Source organism: uncultured Butyricimonas sp. (assembly GCF_959596855.1).
Classification (GTDB): domain Bacteria; phylum Bacteroidota; class Bacteroidia; order Bacteroidales; family Marinifilaceae; genus Butyricimonas; species Butyricimonas muris.
Genome location: NZ_CAUFYA010000023.1, coordinates 24,589 through 46,157, shown reverse-complemented (window position 1 = coordinate 46,157; position 21,569 = coordinate 24,589). Strand labels below are relative to the sequence as shown.

Here is a 21,569-nt window from a genome sequence, read left to right as displayed (position 1 = left end):
TATAATTGAAAATTGAAAATTGAAAATTGAAAATGAAGAAAATCGTGAATTATTGCCCGATTTCCTGTCTTCCTTCCTATGTCCGTGATGGGTTGCCTACCTCTTCCCGCTCTTATGATGACAACATAAATGTAGCAACTTGCCAGCATATTCGCTTCCCGTCGATGATGCTACGTTCGTGCTACGTTCATGCTACGTCCATGGGGGCAGGAAGGGGTAGCCTTCGGGTAGCCCGGGGGTTATTGAGGTTTATATTTCAATGCCTCGGGGATCGTGGCCTTCAATTTCGCGATACGGTTTTGGTCAGCGGGATGGGTAGAGAGAAATTCGGGTTGTTTGGCACTTCCCGAGCTTGCCATTCTACTCCAGAATGCCACAGCCTCGTTAGGATCGTAGCCTGCCATGGTCATGAAGATCAAGCCCAAGCGATCGGCTTCATACTCGTGTTTCCGGGAGAAGGGCAGAGTGACGCCTAAATTCGTGCCCATGCCGATTGCCGCGGCGAGCAATGCTTTGCGTGTATCGGATTGGTCGTGCCCGAGAATTTCCGTTGCGGCAGCTTGACCGTATTGTAGCAAGGTTTGCTGGCTCATTCGCTCGTTGCTGTGATGTGCCACGGCGTGAGCGATCTCGTGTCCCATGACGACCGCTATCCCCGCGTCCGTCTTGCAATAGGGAAGGATGCCCTCGTAAAACACGACTTTCCCGCCCGGCATGCACCACGCATTCGGTTCGTTGCTGGCAACAAGGTTAAATTCCCATTGAAAGTTGGCGATCTGATCCTGCATGCCGTTAGCGGCAAGATATTGTTCTACCGCTTTCGAGATTCGTGCCCCCACGTCTTTGATGCGTTTTTTGTTTACCGCGTCAGTGGATAGTTTGTTTTCCTTTAAAAAGCTACTGTATGAGGTTAGGCTCATGGATACCATTTCGTTTTCGGGGAAAAGGATAAGCTGACGACGCCCCGTGATAGGTACGGTGGCGCATTGCGCGAAAAGTAACAGTATTATTACCGGTAATGCGATACGTGAAATTAATGTTTTCATATTCTAGCCAATCATTATGCAAATTCGTCGGCGATTAATTCATCGGTCGATGAATTTGGTATTTGAATGCAAATATACGAAATAATTTATCGTTAATGTGAGTTTGATTTGAAATAAGCATATGTGGTAAGTTTAGAATAATCTTATTGTGTTTTTGTGGCATGTATGGCTAAAAGGTGAATGGGGTGGAAAATATTTGAATGCAGAATAGTTTGCTTTGGTGTATGCAGGAGTAAAAATGAGTAAATGATATAATAAAAATATTAATAAAATAAAGATATTATTGTTGGATGTTCGGTTATTTAGCCATATCTTTGAAAGAATGTTATTTGAAAATAGTAGAAGAATGAGTTAGTTTGGAAATTTATTTATAATAGGAATGAGGGACGGCTTATGGACAGGAATAATATTTTTACAGAGGCTTTATACGGGGTTAAAAATGGGTATCGAAGTGCCCTTTTCCGAATTGTTGTTATTTTAGTTGTCTGTGGGAGTGTGTTTTGTCAATTTATTCCGTTGTTTGGAGAGGATTATGTGATAAATTATCAGTATCATTCTTACGTGGGGTGGATATCACAAGCCTTGCCTTCGTCGATGGCTTACAGGACGGCTTATTTTTTTAATATTATACAATTATTGCTTGTAATCGCATTTGTTAATAATGATTTGAGATCTTGCAAGTTTAGCGGTATGGAATCGATTCGAGTCAGACCGTTTAGTAATGAAGAAATTGTGTTGGGGAACTTTTTGGGAAAACTGTTACTTTTCACGTTGGTAAATTTTTTGACCTTGGGAATCTCGATTTTAATTAACGCGACTTTTTATCCGCATGCTTTTGATTTCGGCATCTATCTTTTTTATTGGTTGACCCTTAATTTGCCGGCGTTGGTCTTTTTTCTCGGGGTGTCTTTTTTCGTGATTCGAGTTGTGCGTCAGCAAGCGTTAAGTTTTGTAATTTTATCTGTGTTCTTTTGGGGGCTTATTTTTTGGGGAGCGGGTTGGTTGAATGGTTTATTTGATCCTTGTGCCCGACATATTCCCAATATGTTTTCTGATTTCACGGGACACGTCGGCATGGGGAACTATTTGTTACAAAGGAGTTTTATCTTTTTTACGGGGATAAGTTGTTTGTTGCTGTCAATTATTCCTTACCCGAGGATTCCGAATCGTGTGTTCGGGTATAGGAGTGTGTTGGGGCGTGTTTGTGTGATTTTTGTATTTGCCGCGTGTTTGGGATTGTGGTATATGTCTTTGTATAATAGCGTCGGAAACAATCGGGAGAAATACAAGCGTATTTATTCGGAATATGAAAAATTCACCGGGGTAAAGGTCGTGCAGAATGATTTGCAGGTGAAGGCTCTTGAAGAAAACGGGATATCCGTGACGAGCCGGCTGATTGTCGAGAATAGAGCGCCGGTGCCGCTACCGCTTGTCATGTATTTGAACCCGGGTTTAAAGATTTTATCCCTTGAAATAGACGGAAATCGTGTCGATTTCCAAAGGAAACAACAAGCTATTGTTGCGGATAAAAAATTGGAAGCGGGGGAAATGGCGGAAGTGTTGCTTCGGTACGAGGGGGGTATCGAGAAGGATATATGTTTTCTTGATGTGATGCCTGAAAAATATTATTCTGAAACGATAAATAATTATGGTATATATTATTTCGGGAATGTTCCTGCTTTTTGCGAGCGGGATTACAAGTTGTTTACACCGGAGTGTATGTGGTATCCGGTTTGCGTACCGCCTTACGGGGTATCCGGTTTGCGTGACGTGAATTTTTCCCGCTATTCTTTGCAGGTAGAGCATGAGCCCTGTTTAAAGGCTATATCTCAGGGAAGTACTGTTCAAGAGAAAGAGGGGGTGACGATATTCGCGTTCGAGCATAATATGCCGGGCATTAGCTTATGCGTGGGTAATTACGAGAGGCGTGAAATAACGGTGGATTCAACTCGAATGGCTCTTTATTATTTTCCCCGTCATGATTATCTTCTTGAAGAATACGAACATTTCTCGGAAGAATGTTTGTTGGACGAATTGGCGTACGCGAAGAGTAATACTTTTGAGCTCTCCGGGTGCATTAGAACTCGGAAGTTTTCTGGAAGAAAAAGGAACTATGACCCGACGCAACAATATCCTTATCGTTGGTTGACATTGGTGGAGGTGCCTTGTGGTTTTTACAGTTTCCCTAGTTTGATGCAATTGTCGGGGGAGCGTGTGCAGGGGGGAATGTTTTTTTTGCCCGAAAAAGGGTTTTCGATAAAGAATTACCCGGGAAAGGTTTTTGAAGATGAAACAAAAGATTGGGATACGAGGGTTGGCATGAAGTTAAGCAGTGAGATTAGCGAGAGCATAGGGAAAGGAAGTTGTGATATAAAGCCCCAACTCGTGGGGAAAACAACGTTTATTTATTCTCGTGAATACCCGTTGATTCATGATGTGTTAATGCGGGTGGCTCGGGAGGAGGGGATAATGGATGACAGCAGGGATTACATGGCTGATTATGGCGCTATTGAATATTTGAAACACGCTAGTTTGAAGGATGCCTTGGGGGATAGTACGTTGGAACCGGAAATTCTTCAAAGTATTATTCGTAAAAAATGTAAGGAATTGCGTGCTTATATCGCGTTGCAGGTAGGAAAGGAACAATTTCGACAATTTTATGTCGATTTTTTAGGGAAATATCTTTTCAAGGAGGTGGCGTTGGAAGATTTTCTCGAGCAATTTTCTCAAACATTTGATTTTCGTTTGGATTCGTTGGTGGAAAATTGCTATAACACGAATCGATTGGCTATATTGGATGTACGCGATGCTCGAGTAATTGAGGTCAAGAAAACGGACGATGTGTTGTATAGGATGTATGAATTCAAAGTGTTTAACAAGGGTGACGTGGCAGGGATTATCATGTGGGACAAGGCTCAAGGATGGGTTATTCTGCCTCGGATGGCAATGGAGATTCATGTCGGTTTCCCTTATAACGGAGCTAACCCCTATTTGGAGATGCCTTTGGCTCAAAATATCCCGTCGGTAATGTACTTAAAGGAAATAGAAATGAGTCAGGTAGATACCACGACGAGGGTCTTTCAAGTGGATACTTCTTTATTTTACACGATGAAGGAGGAGATTGTCGTTGATAACGAGGATTCCGGTTTCCGGCTCGTGAAGGCGAAAGATAATTTCATCACGTCTTTATTTCAAAAAGGGGAAAATGATAAAAGGTATTATAATATTTTCACAGAAGACGCTTGGTTTCCGGTGATTAGTAAAAGTTTTTATGGTTTCCCTATCCGAAGCGCGTTATATAAAGCAGCCTTATATGGTGCCGGTTCTGGAAAACAAAAAGTGGAATGGAATGTTGTTTTACCGCAAGAGGGGAAATATGAGGTGTTCTTTTATTACACGGAATACTTGTGGAACTGGAAGGGGTGGGGGGCGCAGGTAAAGGAACTTTCACGTTATTACTCGGTTTTCGATGGTAAAAAAGAATACGAGGTAACTCCTACTTTGACGGAAGAAGATGACGGAAGTTGGGTTTCTTTAGGCGTGTATGATTTTTCCCGTAAGGCGAAAGTAACATTGAGTGATAGAGTTCCGGATAGCGAGATACAGCAAACGCTTGTGGCGGATGCCGTGAAGTGGGTGAGGGTAGAATGATGTGTGTTGATAATGATTTTTGAAGAGAATTGAAATAAAGGTTGATAATTGAAGAAAAATAGATGCAATATTTTTGAAAATGTATTTGTTTAGCTTAACTTTGAAAGAAAATAGCTACTAATCAAAATAACAAGTTTATGAACAAGAAATTTTTATTCGTATTACTTTTAGTTTTTTTAGGAATTTATAAGGTAGATGTAAAAGCGACAAATGAACGTGATTTTATTATTGAATTGTCTTCTTTAGGAGAAATGACACCACCATCTTTTAAAGTTCCTCTTCGGAATATTACCGTGCGAGAAGGAGAATATGTAATGATGCAAGCTACCGTGACAGGAAATCCGCTTCCTATTATTGAAGTTTTCAAGGGTGATAAAAAAATCATACCTTCAGATGAGATTCAAGTTAAAACTCTTTTAAATATTGTGACAATTACTATAAAAAGTGCGCACAAAGAGGATGCAGGGGAATATGTGATCGTATTGACTAATGCGGCGGGGACTGTTAGAACTAGTTGTTATCTAACAGTAACAGATTAGTTCGTTTAAATACGATAACGTTTCTTCTGACAGTTATAATGTTAGTTTTAATCATTAATGTAAGTTTAGGAAAAATATTGTCGTGAATTGGGAAATATAGTGTTGATAATTCTATGAAAATTGGGGAAGTATATCATGAACAAAAGTAACATTTTTACCGAAGCCGTGTACGGGTTCAAGAGTGCTCGTAGGAATATCCTTTTTCGAATCTTGGTCATTTTGGCTATTGTCGGAATTGTTATTTGTCAGTTTACTCCCTTGTCCGGTGGAATAAAAAGTTTGTTTAGTTTTTCCGTGGATTGGCTCTCGCAGGCTTTGCCTTCGTCGATAGTTTATAAGACGGCTTATTTTTTTAATATTGTCCTGTTGTTTCTTGTGGTTGGGTTCGTTGCCAATGATTTAAGAATATTCAAGTTTAGCGGTATGGAGCCGTTACATGTCCGGTCGTTGAATAACGAGGAGATTGTATTGGGAAATTTCTTGGGGAAGTTATTTCTTTTTACCATAGTGAATTTCTTGGTGTTTGCGATCTCGATTTTGATAAACTTTGCTTTCTATCCACAGTCTTTTGATTTGTCTGTTTATTTGTTTTATTGGGTGACACTTAATCTGCCGACGGTGATATTTTTCCTCGGGATTTCTTACCTCGTGACACGGCTTGTTCGTCAGCAAGCGTTGAGTATGTTGATTTTATTTGTGGCGTTGGGAATACTCTCGTACTGGGGGGCGGGGTGGCTAAACGGTTTGTTTGATCCTTTTGCCCGGAATATTCCCAATATGTTTTCCGATTTCACGGGACACGTGGGGATAGAGAATTATCTATTACAAAGAGGCTTTATCTTGGTGGTAGGATTAGGTTGTTTGGTGTTATCAATTATTCCTTACCCTAGGATACCTAATTGCTTGTATGTGTTTAAAAGAAATTTCAGTGTCGCTTGTGTTGTTTTTCTTGTTGCGGGAAGTTTGGCGTTTGTATATGTGTATCGACATGGAAGGACTGAGGATAACAGGAATGTGTATAAAGCGGTGTACGAGGAATACGGGAATACCCCGGCTGCAAGAGTTGTACGGAATGATTTATACACAAAAGATTTAGGGGGTGGTATCTCGGTGACGAGTCGGATGTCTGTAGTGAATAGTTCCCTTGAGACCATTCCGCTTGTGATATATTTGAATCCGGGTTTGAAGGTGGTATCATTTGAAATAGACGGGGAGGCTATTGCTTTCCAGAGGGAGCGTCAAGCTATTCTCCCGGAGAAAAAGTTGAATCCCGGAGAAAAGATTGAGATATCTATGCGTTACGAGGGAGGGATTGAAAACGATATATGTTTCATGGATACTGATCGGGAGAAATATTATTCCTCGTCGGTGAATAGCTTCGGGATATATCGTTTTGGGTATGCACCTGCTTTTTGTGGAAAAGAGTACAAGTTACTTACCCCGGAATGTATTTGGTATCCGGTTTGTGTGCCACCGTATGGGGCGACGGGAGTACGGGATGTGAATTTCACGAGATACTCGTTAAAGGTGGAACATGATTCTCGCTTGGTTGCTATTTCTCAGGGAAACATGATTGAAGAGAGGGGAGGAGAAACGATATTTACTTTTCATCACGATATGCCGGGAATTAGCTTGTGCTTGGGAAATTACGAGAAACGGGAGATCATGGTGGATTCTACTTGCATGACGCTTTATTGTTTACTCGGGCACGATTATCTTTTGGGGAATTATACGGATTTTCCGGAGAAAGATTTAGTAGATCAATTGATGTATTTGAAAACGAACGATTTCGAAATGAACGGGTGTATTCAAACTGCTAAATTTAAGGCGAAACGTTTTGCCGAGAGTAATGTTTATGACCCGGTGCAGCAATACCCGTACCGTTGGTTTACCTTGGTGGAGGTTCCTTGTAATTTTTACAGTTTTCCCGGGATTATGCAGTTGGCGGGGGAACGAGTGCAGGGAGGAATGGTATTTTTCCCGGAAAAGGGATTTTATATGGACGGATTTTTTAAGGAAAGGTTAAAAAGGTCTTCAAATGAGGAAGATGTCATTGGTGAAAGCATGATTCCCGCTACATTGAGTAACGATGTCAAACCAATATTAGATGGAGGTTGTGATATAATGCCACAGCTCCTTGGAAAGACCGCGTTTATTTTCTCCCGGGAATGTCCGATTATACATGATGTTTTGGGGCAAGTGGCTCGTGCTCGATTTTACACGATCGCGGAAGCTTTCGCGGATGGTTCCTATGCAGCTTATCCGACGATGAAATATTTGAGTAGCCATAGTTTGGAAGAGGCTTTGATAGACAAAATGTTATCACCGGAAATACTTGCTAGCATCATTGAACGAAAAAGTAAGGAATTGTACACCAGAATCAAGATGGAGGTGGGAGAGAAGCAATTCCAGCAATTTTATGTTGATTTTTTGGCAAAGCATTTATTCAAAGAGGTTGCCGTGGAAGAGTTCTTTCAACAGTTTTACCAAACGTTCGGGTACCCGTTGGACTCGTTGGTTCGAGGCTGGTACACGGCAAACCGGTTACCTTTGTTCGAGATACAGGATGCCCGGGTGGTAAAAGTCAAACGAACGGATGACGGTATGTATGGGTTGTACAAATTCAAGGTATTTAACAAGGGAGAGGTGGCTGGAATTGTTATGTCAGATGAAGATAAGATGTGGGTTATTCCTCCCCGGGAAGGTAGGGAAATCTGTGTTCGTTCTGAAAAGAATATGGTCTATGCTACTCGTGGTTTTTATCTGGATATGCCTTTGGCAATGAATCTTCCCGATAGAACAGAATTGAAGATTGTTGAAATGAAGGAAGAGGATGTGGACACTACAACCGGGGTTTTCAGTGTGGATACTTCCTTGTTTTTCACGAAGGGGAATGAAATCATCGTGGATAACGAGGATCCCGGTTTCAAGATCGTGAAGGCAAAGGATAATTTTATTACTTCTTTATTCCGAAAGGAGAAAAGTGATGAGAAGTATTATAAATATTTCAAGGGGATAGACGCGTGGTGCCCGACAATAGGCGAAAGGTTTTACGGGTTTCCTATCCGAAGTGCATTATACAAGATACCCGGAACCGGGAAGCAAAAAGTGGAATGGAATATTGTCTTGCCCCAAGAGGGGAAATATGAAGTCTTCTTTTACTATGCGGAGTTATTCGAGGGGGGATATGGGCAAAATACGGCGGGGAAGGTTCGTTATTACACGGTTTCCGATGGCGAAAATGAATATGACGTTACGATCACCCCAAGTGAGCATGAACAGGCGACTTGGGTATCTTTAGGTGTGTTCGATCTTTCTAAAGAGGCAAAGGTGACTTTGAGTGATAGAACGATAGATGATGGAACACCATCAGCAATAGGTGAGGGTTTCGTGGCGGATGCCGTGAAGTGGGTGAGGGTGGAGTAATAGAAGACAAACAATGAAATAAAGCGAGGCTGCTCAAAATGATGAATGGGCAGCCTCGTGTTATTTGTTCGAGAATTATAATTCAGCTAACTGTTGCTCGATAGCTTTGATTTTGGCTTCGGCGTCAGCTTGTTTTTTGCGTTCGTTTTCGATGACTTGTGCGGGGGCACCGCTCATGAATTTTTCGTTATTCAGTTTCTTCATGACGGAAGCGAGGAACCCTTGGGCGTAAGCCAGATCGGCTTCCAGTTTGGCTCTTTTTTCTTCCGTGTCTACTTCGCCCACGGCGGGGATGAAGTATTCAACGGTGTTGCTGATAAAACTCCATGCGCCTTTGACGGTTTCGTTCACCATTTCAACGTCGCTGATGTTACCCATTTTAATGATTACGCTTTCGAAGCGTAGCGGGTAGCGGTCGTTGCTTTTTACTCTTAACGAGATGGTATCTTTGAAAGCAACGTTATTTTGTTTGCGGATGGTACGGATACCCGCGATAACTTCTTTGGTGTTTTCAAATTCGCTCAGGAAGTTTTCATCATAGCTGCCGGGTTGAGGTTGCACGGAAATCATGATGCTCTCGCCTTCTTTGCGTTCCCGTAAGTTTTGCCATATTTCTTCCGTGATAAACGGCATGAAGGGATGGAGTAATTGCAACATCTCTTCGAAGAGATAAATAGTCTTCTCGTAAGTTGTCCGGTCAATGGGTTGTTCGAATCCCGGTTTGATGATTTCCAACAACCAAGATGAGAACTCGTCGCGAAATCCGGTATATACCGTCATTAGAGCTTCCGATAAGCGATACTGGTCGAATTGGTTGTTCAATGTTTCCTTACACTTGTTAAGGTATTGTTCAAACCAATCGAGTGCCAGCTTGGAATGTTGCGGTTGTTCGATGTCCGCTACTTTCCAGTTGCTTACCAGACGGAAGGCGTTCCACACTTTCGTCGTGAAATTGCGTCCTTGCTCCGGCAGACTCTCGTCAAATAATAAATCACCACCGGCGGGTGCGCATAAAAGCATACCTACCCGTACGCCGTCTGCCCCGTATTGATTGATGAGGTCAAGAGGGTCGGGAGAATTACCGAGTGATTTGGACATTTTGCGATGCAATTTGTCGCGTACGATACCTGTCAGGTAAAGATTCCCGAATGGTTTCTCGTGTCTGTACTCGTAACCCGCCATGATCATGCGTGCCATCCAGAAGAAAAGAATATCCGGTGCTGAAACTAGATCCGTGGTCGGGTAATAGTAATTGATGTCCTCGTTGTCCGGCTCCAATATGCCGTTGAAGACGGAGATCGGCCATAACCACGAGGAGAACCAAGTATCAAGACAGTCTTCATCTTGACGCAATTGCTCGGTGGGGATGTCTTTCCCGAATTTTTCTCTTACCAGTTTTGCCGCTTCTTCTCTAGTATTGGCTACCACGTAATCGTTGCTATCCGGCAGATAGTACACCGGAATCTGGTGCCCCCACCATAATTGACGGCTGATGCACCAGTCTTTCACGTTCTCCATCCAGTAACGATAGGTGTTCTTGAATTTCGATGGTGTCAAACGAATGTCGTCGTTCATCACGGCGTCTAATGCCGGTTGAGCCAAATCTTTCATTTTCAGGAACCATTGCATGGAGAGCTTCGGCTCGATAACCACGTTGGTACGTTCGGAGTAGCCTACTTTATTATTGTAGTCCTCGATTTTTACCAGATTACCTGCTTGTTCCAATGCCGGGATGATTTCCTGACGCACGACAAAACGATCTTTGCCCACGAAAAGTTGGGCGTTCTCGTTCAGTGTCCCGTCGTCGTTGAAAATATCGATGGATTCAAGATGATGCTTGAAACCGATTTCATAGTCGTTAATATCGTGGGCGGGTGTGATTTTCAACGCACCGGTACCGAATTCCATATCCACGTACTCGTCTTGGATAATCGGGATGACACGATTCACGAGCGGCACGATACATTTTTTACCTGCCAGATGGCGGAAACGCTCGTCGTTCGGGTTCACGCACACGGCGCTATCCCCGAGAATGGTTTCCGGTCGGGTGGTGGCAATGGTGATGTACTCGTTGTCCGAGCCTTCTATTTTGTAGCGGAGGTAATACAGTTTGCTGTGTTCCTCTTTGTAGATTACTTCTTCATCAGACACGGCTGTTTTGGCTGACGGGTCCCAATTCACCATTCGGATACCCCGGTAGATCAATCCTTTGTTGTAAAGGTCTACAAATACGCGAATCACGCTTTCCGAACGGATTTCATCCATCGTGAAGCAGGTTCTGTCCCAATCGCAAGAGGCACCGAGGCGTTTCAATTGTTCAAGGATGATTCCCCCGTGTTTTTCTGTCCATGCCCAAGCATGTTTCAAAAATTCTTCCCGGGTAAGGTCCCGTTTCTCTATGCCTTCGCTTTTCAATTTGGCAACCACTTTGGCTTCCGTGGCGATAGAGGCATGGTCTGTTCCGGGAACCCAACAAGCGTTCTTTCCTTGCAAGCGAGCCCGTCTGACGAGTACATCCTGTATCGTGTTGTTCAACATGTGTCCCATGTGCAGGACGCCCGTGACGTTAGGCGGGGGAATAACAATACAATACGGAGTTCTCTTTTTATCAACAACGGAATGGAAAAAACGATGTTCCATCCAGTATTGATACCATTTCTCTTCGCTTTTTCGCGGATCGTAGTTTGTTGGAATCATTTTGTTTTAAATTAAAATTTTAGATTCGTAAAAAGGGGCTTTTCAAAAAGCCCCTTTGGTCCGTAAAGTCTATAATGTCCGTAAAGTCAATGTTTATAGGTTTATGCCCTCGTGTCAATTGTTGACCTTATGGACTTTATGGACCTTATGGACCTTTGACTTTTATTTATTCTTCTGATTTTCTAATTCTTCGTCCTTTTTTCTTTTGTGCATCAAGGAGAGCGTCAAGGTCTGCTTTTTGTTGCGAGCCGTCGTAGTCACAGATGTATTTATCGATGAGGATACGACCACAGTATTCACAGACGATAATTTTCTTCCGGGAACGGATATCCAATTGTCTTTGTGGTGGAATTTTGTTGAAACATCCGCCGCAAGCGTCACGATCCACGGTTACAACAGCCAGACCGTTGCGCGCGTTGGAACGAATACGACGATAAGCGGTCAATAGACGATCGTCGATAGTTGCAGCCAATTGTTCGGATTTTATTTGTAAGGATTCCTCGTCCTTGTGTGTTTCGTTGATAATGTCGTTCAACTCGTTTTTCTTGGCTTCGAGGTCGGAAACTTTATCCTCGTAACGCTTTTTGGATTCTTCCATTAACGCGTCTTTTTCCGCTTTGGCTTTGGTCGCTTCACGGATTCTTTTTTCTTGTAATTCGATTTCGAGTTTCTGGAATTCGATTTCCTTGCTCAACGCATCGTATTCACGGTTGTTACGTACGTTGTCGAGTTGCTCGCTATATTTTTTTATCGCTTCTTCTGCTTTCTTGATTTCTTGCTTCCTCGTGGAAGTCGTTTTATCAAGTTCGCTTAATTCAGCCTTCAAGTTTTCGATACGTGTTTCTAGCCCCGCGATCTCATCTTCAAGGTCTTGAACTTCCAAAGGTAATTCTCCTCGAAGAGTTTTGATTTTATCGATCTCGGTGTCAATTCGTTGTAATTCATACAGGTTCTGCAGTTTTTCTTCAACTGTCAGTTCTTGCATTTTCTCATTGTTATTCGTCACCATATATTATAAATACTTAATCGGATTTGTATTAATCTCTGAAAACTGAACCGCAAATGTAGATATTTTTTTTGTAAGTATCTCATAAAATATCTCTTTTGTGAATTGTTCGCTTTCATAATGTCCTATGTCTGCTATCATAATCCGGTTTTCCGTGAGAAAGAAATCATGATATTTGAAATCACCGGAGATATAGATATCCGCGGCATTCGCTAGAGCCCGGTTGAAAAAAGAGGCTCCGGCTCCGCCACAAACAGCAACTTTACGGATAGAGGGTGTGTGAGGTCGCGTGTAGCGTAGCCTGTCACAGTGGAATGTTGCTTTCACTTGTCGGAGAAATGCCATGCTTTCGACCGGAGTTTCAAGTTCCCCGATAATGCCGAAGCCGTTGCCTTCCGAGAGGTCGCCTTCCGGTTGTAATATTTGCCTGTTATGCAAGTGTAATTTATCTGCCATGCGCCCGCTGACACCATTGGCAACGACATCCATGTTCGTGTGGGCGGCGTAGATCGTGATGTCATGTTTGATAGCGGAGATAACGCAGCGTTCCACGTACGTGGCAGGTGTAATGTGTTTCAACCCGCTGAAGATAAGCGGGTGGTGCGAGATGATTAAGTTGTGACCGTGGGTAATGGCCTCGTTCACGACTTCCTCTGTTACGTCAATGCATAAAAGCACGGAAGTTAATTCCCGTTCGGGATCTCCACAAAGTAACCCGGAGTTATCAAAACTCGCTTGGAATTTTAGCGGGGCATATTCTTCTATTAGCGCAATAATTTCTTTAATGTACATGGTCTTGCTGTTTTTATGATATTAGCTTGTGAAATTCATAAATCTAAAATCATAAATCTAAAATTATTATGGCAGTTGATTTTTGATAGATAACAGTTCTTCTTTTATGTTTTTCAGCCGTTTCACGACTTCGAAATGAAGCTCGGTTTCTTCTTTGCGGTTTTTCAACTGTTGTTGCGCGCCTTTCAGCGTCATTCCTTTTTCCTTCACGAGGTGGTAGATCAGATGAAAGTTGTCTATATCTGCTTTCGTGAACTGGCGGTTCCCTTTTTTGGTCTTGTGGGGTTTGATTACATCAAACTCTTTTTCCCAAAACCGGATGAGGGAAGTATTAACCCCAAACATCTCGGCTACTTCTCCGATAGAGTAATACAGTTTTAATGCTTCTTCTTCCACCATAATAATTGAAGGTTGAAAATTGAAAGTTGAAAATGAGATTATTTTCAGATTTCAATACCAGTGTTATACAATCTTTAAATCTAAAATCGTAAATCTACAATTTGTTAGTCCATGCTTTGTCCCGTGTTGTTCGCTATCTCTACTAACTTTTCGAACTCGTCAGGGGAGAGGTCGTTGAAGTAGAAATTGATAGGATCTACGGGTTTTTCGTTTTTCCGGACTTCGTAATGTAAATGAGGTCCCGTGGAGAGTCCGGAATTACCGAGGTAACCGATGACATCCCCTCTTTTGACTGTTTGTCCTTTCTTCACGACAATTTTTTCAAGGTGGGCGTACATCGTTTTGTAGCTGAAACCATGATCAATGATAACGTGACGACCGTACCCTTTGTCAAACTGGCTTTCCACGACAAGGCCGTTCCCCGTGGCATAGATCGGTGTGCCTATGGCTCCTGTGAAATCCATGCCGGCGTGAAATTTCATCGTTTTGTATATAGGGTGCATCCTGTAGCCATATGAGGAGCTTACCTGATGAGCTTCTTTTAATGACACGGGTAAGATTGCTGGAATGGATGCCAGCATTTCTATTTTGTTTTTAGCCAGATTTTCGATGGCATCAAAAGATTTGCTCTGGACAAAAATGGCTTTGGATAGTTCGTCGATTTTTTTAGCTGTCCCGATAATCAGATCGGAGTTATCCAGATGTTTCAGATGTTCGTATTGGTCCACTCCACCTGAGCCGGCGCGCCTGATGGTGGACGGTATCGGTTCCGTCTCGAAAATCACCCGATAGATATTGTCATCTCTTGATTCCATGTCTTTCAGAACATTGTCAAGGTATTCTACCTTGTTGCTGAGAAGGCTGTATTGGGTAAGAACTTCTTCGTATTTGCGTTTTAACTGTTTCTCTTTCGGGGAATCAATGAATGCATACACGAGGTATAGCATGACGATGGCCAACGAGAAGCTGGAGAAGAATTTTTTGAACAACCGCCAAGTTTTTTTCCTTAGAGTTGATTCTATTTTATCAAAAGATAGTGTGTCCGAATTAAAATGATACCCTGCTTTTCGCATAGTTACTCAATAAAAAATAGTATTTCCGATGCAAAGTTAAAGAAAAAATCTAATTTTGCAACTTGGGAAATCAGGCAATCAATATGATTACATGATATTTCCGTTTGAATGTGAGAAGTAACATTCGTTGTTTAATGGTGGATTTACTAAATATTGAGTGTATGAAGTCGGCAGAGATCAGACAGAGATTTTTAGATTTTTTTGAGAAGAAATCACATACGATAGTACCTTCGGCACCGATGGTCATCAAGGGGGATCCCACGTTGATGTTCACGAATGCCGGAATGAACCAGTTCAAGGATATTATATTAGGTAATGTTCGTCCGAAAGCGACTCGGGTGGCGGATTCGCAGAAATGTCTGCGGGTGTCGGGAAAACATAACGATTTGGAAGAGGTCGGGCATGATACTTATCATCACACGATGTTCGAGATGTTGGGGAACTGGTCATTCGGGGATTATTTCAAGAAAGAGGCAATAGCTTATGCGTGGGAGTTTCTGACGGAAGAGATGAAGTTGGATAAAAACCGATTGTACGCCACGGTTTTCGAGGGGAACAAGGAGGATCATCTTGACGCGGATAATGAAGCCTTGGAGTATTGGTTGCAGTATTTGCCCAAGGAACAAATATTGTACGGGAATAAAAAAGATAATTTCTGGGAAATGGGGGAAATGGGACCCTGCGGTCCCTGTTCCGAGATACATATTGATTTGCGCCCTGACGAAGAACGCAAGATTAAGCCGGGACGTGACTTGGTTAACAAGGATAATCCTTTGGTGATCGAGATATGGAATCTTGTGTTTATGCAGTATAACCGGAAAGCGGATGGCAGTCTGGAGAACTTGCCGAGCCATCACGTGGATACGGGGATGGGCTTCGAACGTTTGTGCATGGCGGTACAAGGGAAAACGTCCAATTACGATACCGATGTATTTACCCCGATTATCGGGGAGATAGCCCGGTTGAGCGGCAAAGAATACGGAAAGGACAGTGCGGCGGACGTGGCTATGCGCGTGATTGCCGACCACTTGCGTACGATAGCTTTTTCTATCACGGACGGGCAGTTGCCCTCGAACGTGAAAGCCGGATATGTGATCCGTCGTATTTTGCGGAGAGCCGTACGCTATGCGTATACTTTCTTGGATCAGAAAGATGCTTTCATGTATAAATTGGTGCCGATGCTGATTGAAGTAATGGGACTGCATTTCCCCGAATTAGTGTCACAACGGGTACTGATCGAGCGTGTGATTCAAGAAGAGGAAAATGCATTCTTGCGCACCTTGGATAAGGGTATCAAGTTGTTGGATAAGATTATAGAGAAAACCAAGGCGGAGGATTATTTGACCGTGCCGGGTAACGTGGCTTTCGAGTTGTACGATACTTACGGATTCCCGTTGGATTTGACCGAATTAATTCTGAAAGAACACGGGCTGGTGGTGAATCGCAGGGAGTTTAAGGCGGAAATGGAGGCGCAGAAAGAGCGTTCGCGTTCAGCTGCGGCTGTGAATACGGATGATTGGGTGGAGTTGATTTCAGACGACACGCAGGAGTTCGTGGGATATGATTACACGGAAACGGAAGTACAGATTACACGCTATCGCCGGGTGAGTACGAAAGGGAAGGCGTTTTATCAGTTGATATTCAATATAACACCTTTCTATGGAGAGAGCGGGGGACAGGTAGGTGATCGCGGTTGGTTGATTTCCGAAACGGAAAAGATAAATATTCTGGATACGCAGAAAGAAAACGGGTTGACGGTGCATCTCACCGATCGTTTACCGGAAGACCTGACTCAGGTTTTTACTGCCAAGGTCGATTTGGATAAACGGGTTGCCACGGAGAATAATCATACATCCACGCATTTGTTGCATTATGCTTTGAGAAAAGTGTTGGGAACTCACGTGGAACAGAAAGGATCGTTCGTGAGCGACGAGTATCTGCGTTTTGACTTTTCGCATTTCCAGAAAGTGACAGACGAGGAGTTGGACAAAGTGGCAGCTATCGTGAACGAGGAAATACGGAAAAACTATCCGTTGGAGGAGAGTCGGGCAATTCCGATCGGTCAGGCAAAGAAAATGGGGGCGATGGCAATATTCGGAGAGAAGTATGGCGATCTGGTACGTGTGGTGAAATTTGGGGAATCTGTGGAATTGTGTGGAGGTACACATGCCCATGCCACGGGACAGATCGGTTTCTTTAAGATCATGTCCGAAAGTTCAGTGTCTGCCGGAGTTCGTCGTATAGAGGCAATTACCGCGGCTAAAGCGGAAAGTTATATACTGAACACGTTCAAGATGCTGAAACAAATGGATAGCATGTTCAAATCCAATCGCGGAATATTGGAGAATATCAAGGAATTGATGGACGAGAACGAGGGACTGAAAAAGGACGTGGAGAAATTCACTCAAGAGAGTTTGAAAATACTCAAGGAAGCGTTGAAGAATGAAAAGCGCGTGATTCGGGATATCAACATGATCGTGAGGACGGTCGGTATGGCTCCGGCGGCGGCAAAAGATGTTGCGTTCCAGTTAAAGGGTGAGTTGGATAATCTGGTACTCGTGTTAGGAGGAGTATTTAACGGAAAACCTCACTTGACAGTGATGATTAACGATACTTTAGTGGAGGATTATGGATTGCATGCCGGACAGATCGTGAAAGATGCGGCGGTGGAAATCAAAGGTGGCGGCGGTGGTCAACCATTCTTCGCTACAGCAGGGGGATCTGACCCGAATGGGGTGTCTCGCGCACTTGAAAGAGCAGAAAAATTAATTTTGGACAAAATTAATTAGAGTTTGGTACAAAATTTGTGCGAAGGATTTCGTATATAGATAAATTTTTATACATTTGTTTTGTGAAAAAACATGTGAACTAATTTGAGTATTACAAATAAAATTAAGAAATCATTATGAAAAGAACATTAGGTCTGGTTGCTGTTGTTGCCTTGTCTGGGTTAATAACTGTTTCCTGTTCTTCATTAAACAAGATGAAGAAGCGTGCAGGAGAAATTTCGTACTCTGTAACTCCGGAAACATTAGTGGCTAAAGGTGGAATGGTAGATTTGAAAATCGACGTGACATTCCCTGCTAAATATTTTAACAAGAAAGTGGCTATCGAGGCTACTCCCGTGTTAAGATTTAAAGGTGGAGAGAAAGCTTACGAGATGAAAGCCATCCAAGGAGAGAAAGTTCAGGGAAATGCAGAGGTTATTCCTTACGAAGCAGGAAAGACGATTACTTATGTAAGCCGTGTTCCTTTTGAGGATGCGATGAGACTTTCTGATTTGGAGATTGATATTACCGGATCTAAAGGCGCTAAAGTGGTGAAATTCGAGCCGAGAAAGATCGGTGACGGTGTGATTGCTACCGAAATGCTGGTTGTTAACGCTCCGGCTACTACTATCGGTGAAGATAAATTCCAAAGAATTATCAAACAACAAGAAGAAGCTGCTATTTATTATTTGATTAATTCAGCTAATATCCGTTCAAAACAAATGACTTCTGAAGAAATGAAGAAGTTGGAAGCATATATTAAAGAAGCTGCTTCTAAAGAAAACATGAACTTGAATGGTATTGATATCAGATCATACGCTTCACCCGACGGTTCTTACGACTGGAATGATAAATTGGCCAACAAACGTGAAGCCGGTTCTTCCGATTTCTTGAAAAAACAAATGAGAAAAGGTAAAGTTGAGCAATACAAAGACGAGAATTTCTTCAAGAAATTTGTGGTTGCTGAAGACTGGGACGGATTCAAGAAAGCTATGGAAGAATCAAATATCCAAGATAAAGAATTGATCCTTCGCGTATTGGAAATGCATTCGGATCCTGAAGTGAGAGAAAGAGAAATCAAGAACATCGCTTCTGTGTTTGCCGTTGTGGCTGATCAAATCCTTCCGAAATTGAGAAGATCTTTGTTCGTGGTAAATACCGAATTGATTGGTAAATCAGACGACGAGTTGAAAGCATTGGCTAAATCCAATCCTGCTGAATTGAATGTTGACGAATTGCTTTATTCCGCTACTTTGTTTGATAATAACAATGATAAATTGGCTATCTATCAGGCTTGCATGAAACAATTCCCGAGTGATTGGAGAGGTTTCAACGACGCCGGTATGGTTCAATTCGAAATGGGTAATGTTGCAGAGGCTCAAGCAAACTTCAATAAAGCTAATTCTTTGTCAGCTAACAATCCCGTTGTACAAAACAACTTGGGTGCAGTGGCCTTGAAGAATGGTGATTTGAAACAAGCTGAAGTTTATTTCGGTGCCGCTACCGGTGTCGGTCCGGAAGTTGACTACAACAAAGGTATCATCGCTATCAAGAGTGGTGACTACGCTGCGGCTGTAAATTATTTCGGAAAATGCAATTGCGTGAATGCCGCTTTGGCTAACGTACTTGCCGGAAATAATAACGAGGCTTTGAAGAAATTGAATGCAGAGAGCAAAGAATGCCCGATGTCTTATTACTTGAAAGCTGTAATTGGTGCGAGAACCAATGACGCTAACGCTGTAATGAGTAATCTGAGCAAAGCATGCGCTATGGACGCTTCATTCAAACAATTAGCTGCTACCGATATGGAGTTCGCTAAATATTTCGAAAACAGTGATTTTACTTCTATCGTAAAATAAGCGATTGTTAATATATCTAAAAAGGCGACCCTTCGGTCGCCTTTTTTATTTACCTTTTCTTTAACACATACTTTTGTTTTGAATGCATATCTTTGTACTCCAAAAGTTAACGTGATTGAGCATGAGGAGTTTTGTAGGTATATTATTTATTGTTCTTCTGGCTGCATGCGTCCATAATAAAAGTGTACAGGTATCGGGGCGTGTCGAAACCGGAATGACTTGTGATTCTGTCATATCTTTTGATGTGAACGGGACGTCGTACGAGTTCAAGTTGGACAATAAATACTTTTTTTCCGGTAAAATACCACTGGAAAAAGGTGTCTATGCAAGAGTATACAGACCTAACTCTTTTGACGTGTATCTTTCCCCGGGAGAAGACTTGGAAGTGAATATTGTTCGTAATACCGTGTCTCCGCAATTTAAGGGAACGTTGAGCGCGATTAATAATTACTTGAGAGAGCAGGGGCGAACGATGTCTTATCTTCCTTATGAAGTATATCAGTTGGGAGAAGAAGAATTTATACAGCGAATGCAGGACATGCTTAACATGAATATTCTTTTGCTGGAAGCCAAAAATCTTGGTGATGATTTCACGAACAAGGAAAGAGAAAGAATAAGATATAAGATAGCGTTGCAGGCCGTGGGATATCCGAGTATGCATCAAGTGCCTGACTCCGTGAAATATGAACCGGGAATCGCATTCACGGATTTTATTACCGGTTTTGATTTTAACAACGAGGAACTGTTGTCGTTCCCTTTTTATAGACAATTCCTGATGAATTATTTCTATTATTACAAAGGGAAAAACATGAGTGGCAGAAGGCTCGTGAATTATATTTTAAACAACGTGACGAATCTTAAAGTACGGGATTTCTTGTTATCGGAGGTGGTGTATGTCTATTTTGCCCAAAACGGATTGAAAGATTCTGATTACTTGCTTTCGGTATGTTGGAACGAGGTCTCCGATACCAGTAAATTGGTAAAAGTTCGTCAGTTGGTTGATCGTTGGAGAAAATTGTCCGCCGGGGCAACAGCACCGAATGTCCTTTTAACCGATGCTTCGGGCAAGGACGTGCAGTTGAAGGACATGCGCGGGAAATATCTTTATATTTGTGTCTTGACGCCAAGTTTCGGTACGATGGGGGAAGAAAAAGAAACAACAGCGTGGAAAGAACTTGTTGAAGAATATAAAGAAAAAAATATACGGTTCCTGACATTTGCCACGGATGAGGAAGCATTTTCGCGTGTAAAAAATATTCCGGGTGAACATTTCCTGTTAAAAGATCCTGATTTTTATCGTTCTTACATGATAACCAATTCTCCCAGATTCATATTAATCAACCCGGACGGCAGGATTACCGATGCTGATGCGTCAAAACCTTCAGGATCGATGAAATTACTTTTGCAGAATATTGGGTTATAATTTATTTTTGTATATTTGTCGATGTTTACGGCAGGTAAATTTATTTGCTGTAATGTTAGGTTAATTATTAGAGCAAGTATAATAACAGATGAAATTTACACTTGTGGCTATGGTCACAAATGGTGTATAAAATTTAGTTAGTATGAAAAGAATTGGTTTATTTTTAGTGCTTGTGACATTTTTACTGGGTGCTTGTGACAGTAATACGGTAAAAGTGCGAGGTGAGGTTGAAGGATTAAAAGGGAAGGTTAAGTTATTGGCAGAAATGCCGGGAGAACCCGGGTTGACTATTTTAGCCGAGCAGGATGTTACGGATGGAAAGATTGATTTGAGGACAGAGCAATTCCAAATCCCGGGTAGGGTATGGGTGGATATTGATGGGAAAACCACGGTTGAAGCTATACTGGACACCAAGGATATGATTTGGATTCAAGGAAAAATAAAGTTCCCGGATCAGATTGAAGCTAAAGGTTCCGGCTTGATGGACGAGTACGATGACCTGAAAAAGCAATATAAAGAGAGATACGGAAAGGATCTTGGAAAAGTAGATCGGTTGATAGAGAAGATCAGCAAGAAAGAGAAGCTGTCGAAGGATGACGAGGTGATGTTGGGTATCCACCAGTTACAGAAACAACGTTTCCTGAGACAACGTGCTAATTGGACGAAACAATTGATTGAAGCGAATCCCGGTAAAGAATTGTCTTTGTTCTTGCTTAAAGATGAGTTACAAGATAGTTTAGCGTTGCAAAAGCGTCTTTTCAAGAAAATGAAGATCGAAAATAAAGAAAGCAATATTTATAAAGTATTGGAAACCAAATTGCAATAAAGTATAAAACCATTAATTGGTTTTTATTTTCCCGTTTTTATTACTTAGTTGTTTTTTAGAGGTA

At 42.2% G+C, this 21,569-nt stretch carries 13 protein-coding genes; 7 read left to right on the top strand and 6 right to left on the bottom strand.

Going from position 1 to position 21,569, the window contains the following annotated elements:
• Positions 1 to 239: 239 nt before the first annotated feature.
• Positions 240 to 1,046 (bottom strand): M48 family metallopeptidase, encoded by an 807-nt coding sequence (locus tag Q5866_RS11215; RefSeq protein ID WP_099290850.1) that lies wholly within the window; start codon positions 1,044 to 1,046, stop codon positions 240 to 242.
• A 690-nt stretch (positions 1,047 to 1,736) separates the two neighbouring features.
• On the opposite strand from Q5866_RS11215, the gene Q5866_RS11210 reads away from it, so the two are divergent.
• The 3 genes from Q5866_RS11210 (at position 1,737) to Q5866_RS11200 (ending at position 8,662) form a co-directional block, all read left to right on the top strand.
• Entirely contained in the window at positions 1,737 to 4,697 is a 2,961-nt protein-coding gene (locus Q5866_RS11210; RefSeq protein ID WP_303180288.1) for a hypothetical protein, read from the top strand.
• 137 nt (positions 4,698 to 4,834) lie between these two features.
• Positions 4,835 to 5,236: an immunoglobulin domain-containing protein gene (locus tag Q5866_RS11205; RefSeq protein ID WP_303180286.1), complete on the top strand. Its 402-nt coding sequence runs from the start codon at positions 4,835 to 4,837 to the stop codon at positions 5,234 to 5,236.
• Between the two features lie 135 nt (positions 5,237 to 5,371).
• Positions 5,372 to 8,662, top strand: coding sequence for a hypothetical protein (locus Q5866_RS11200; protein WP_303180285.1), 3,291 nt, complete (start codon positions 5,372 to 5,374; stop codon positions 8,660 to 8,662).
• 75 nt (positions 8,663 to 8,737) lie between these two features.
• Here Q5866_RS11200 and Q5866_RS11195 read toward each other — a convergent pair whose 3' ends face one another.
• The 5 genes from Q5866_RS11195 to Q5866_RS11175 all read right to left on the bottom strand — a co-directional run bounded on the left by Q5866_RS11195 (position 8,738) and on the right by Q5866_RS11175 (position 14,629).
• A complete protein-coding gene (locus Q5866_RS11195; RefSeq protein ID WP_303180283.1) occupies positions 8,738 to 11,359 on the bottom strand; it encodes a valine--tRNA ligase in 2,622 nt (873 codons plus the stop codon).
• A 166-nt stretch (positions 11,360 to 11,525) separates the two neighbouring features.
• Entirely contained in the window at positions 11,526 to 12,368 is an 843-nt protein-coding gene (locus Q5866_RS11190) for a zinc ribbon domain-containing protein (protein WP_099290848.1), read from the bottom strand.
• A gap of 3 nt (positions 12,369 to 12,371) precedes the next feature.
• A complete protein-coding gene (locus Q5866_RS11185) occupies positions 12,372 to 13,157 on the bottom strand; it encodes a Nif3-like dinuclear metal center hexameric protein (RefSeq protein WP_303180281.1) in 786 nt (261 codons plus the stop codon).
• A gap of 66 nt (positions 13,158 to 13,223) precedes the next feature.
• The gene (locus tag Q5866_RS11180; protein ID WP_218014302.1) at positions 13,224 to 13,559 is read right to left on the bottom strand and encodes a MerR family transcriptional regulator; all 336 of its coding nucleotides are present in this window, start codon (positions 13,557 to 13,559) and stop codon (positions 13,224 to 13,226) included.
• A gap of 101 nt (positions 13,560 to 13,660) precedes the next feature.
• Entirely contained in the window at positions 13,661 to 14,629 is a 969-nt protein-coding gene (locus Q5866_RS11175; protein ID WP_303180279.1) for a M23 family metallopeptidase, read from the bottom strand.
• Positions 14,630 to 14,790: 161 nt separating this feature from the next.
• Here Q5866_RS11175 and alaS point away from each other — a divergent pair, with 161 nt between their 5' ends.
• From alaS to Q5866_RS11155, 4 genes are all read left to right on the top strand, one after another.
• Positions 14,791 to 17,418 (top strand): alanine--tRNA ligase, encoded by a 2,628-nt coding sequence (gene alaS / locus Q5866_RS11170; RefSeq protein WP_303180277.1) that lies wholly within the window; start codon positions 14,791 to 14,793, stop codon positions 17,416 to 17,418.
• A gap of 116 nt (positions 17,419 to 17,534) precedes the next feature.
• On the top strand, positions 17,535 to 19,256 hold the full coding sequence (locus Q5866_RS11165; RefSeq protein WP_099290844.1) for a tetratricopeptide repeat protein: 1,722 nt from the start codon (positions 17,535 to 17,537) through the stop codon (positions 19,254 to 19,256).
• Between the two features lie 121 nt (positions 19,257 to 19,377).
• Entirely contained in the window at positions 19,378 to 20,679 is a 1,302-nt protein-coding gene (locus tag Q5866_RS11160) for a redoxin family protein (protein WP_303180275.1), read from the top strand.
• A gap of 142 nt (positions 20,680 to 20,821) precedes the next feature.
• Positions 20,822 to 21,505: a hypothetical protein gene (locus tag Q5866_RS11155; protein ID WP_099290842.1), complete on the top strand. Its 684-nt coding sequence runs from the start codon at positions 20,822 to 20,824 to the stop codon at positions 21,503 to 21,505.
• Positions 21,506 to 21,569: the final 64 nt, after the last annotated feature.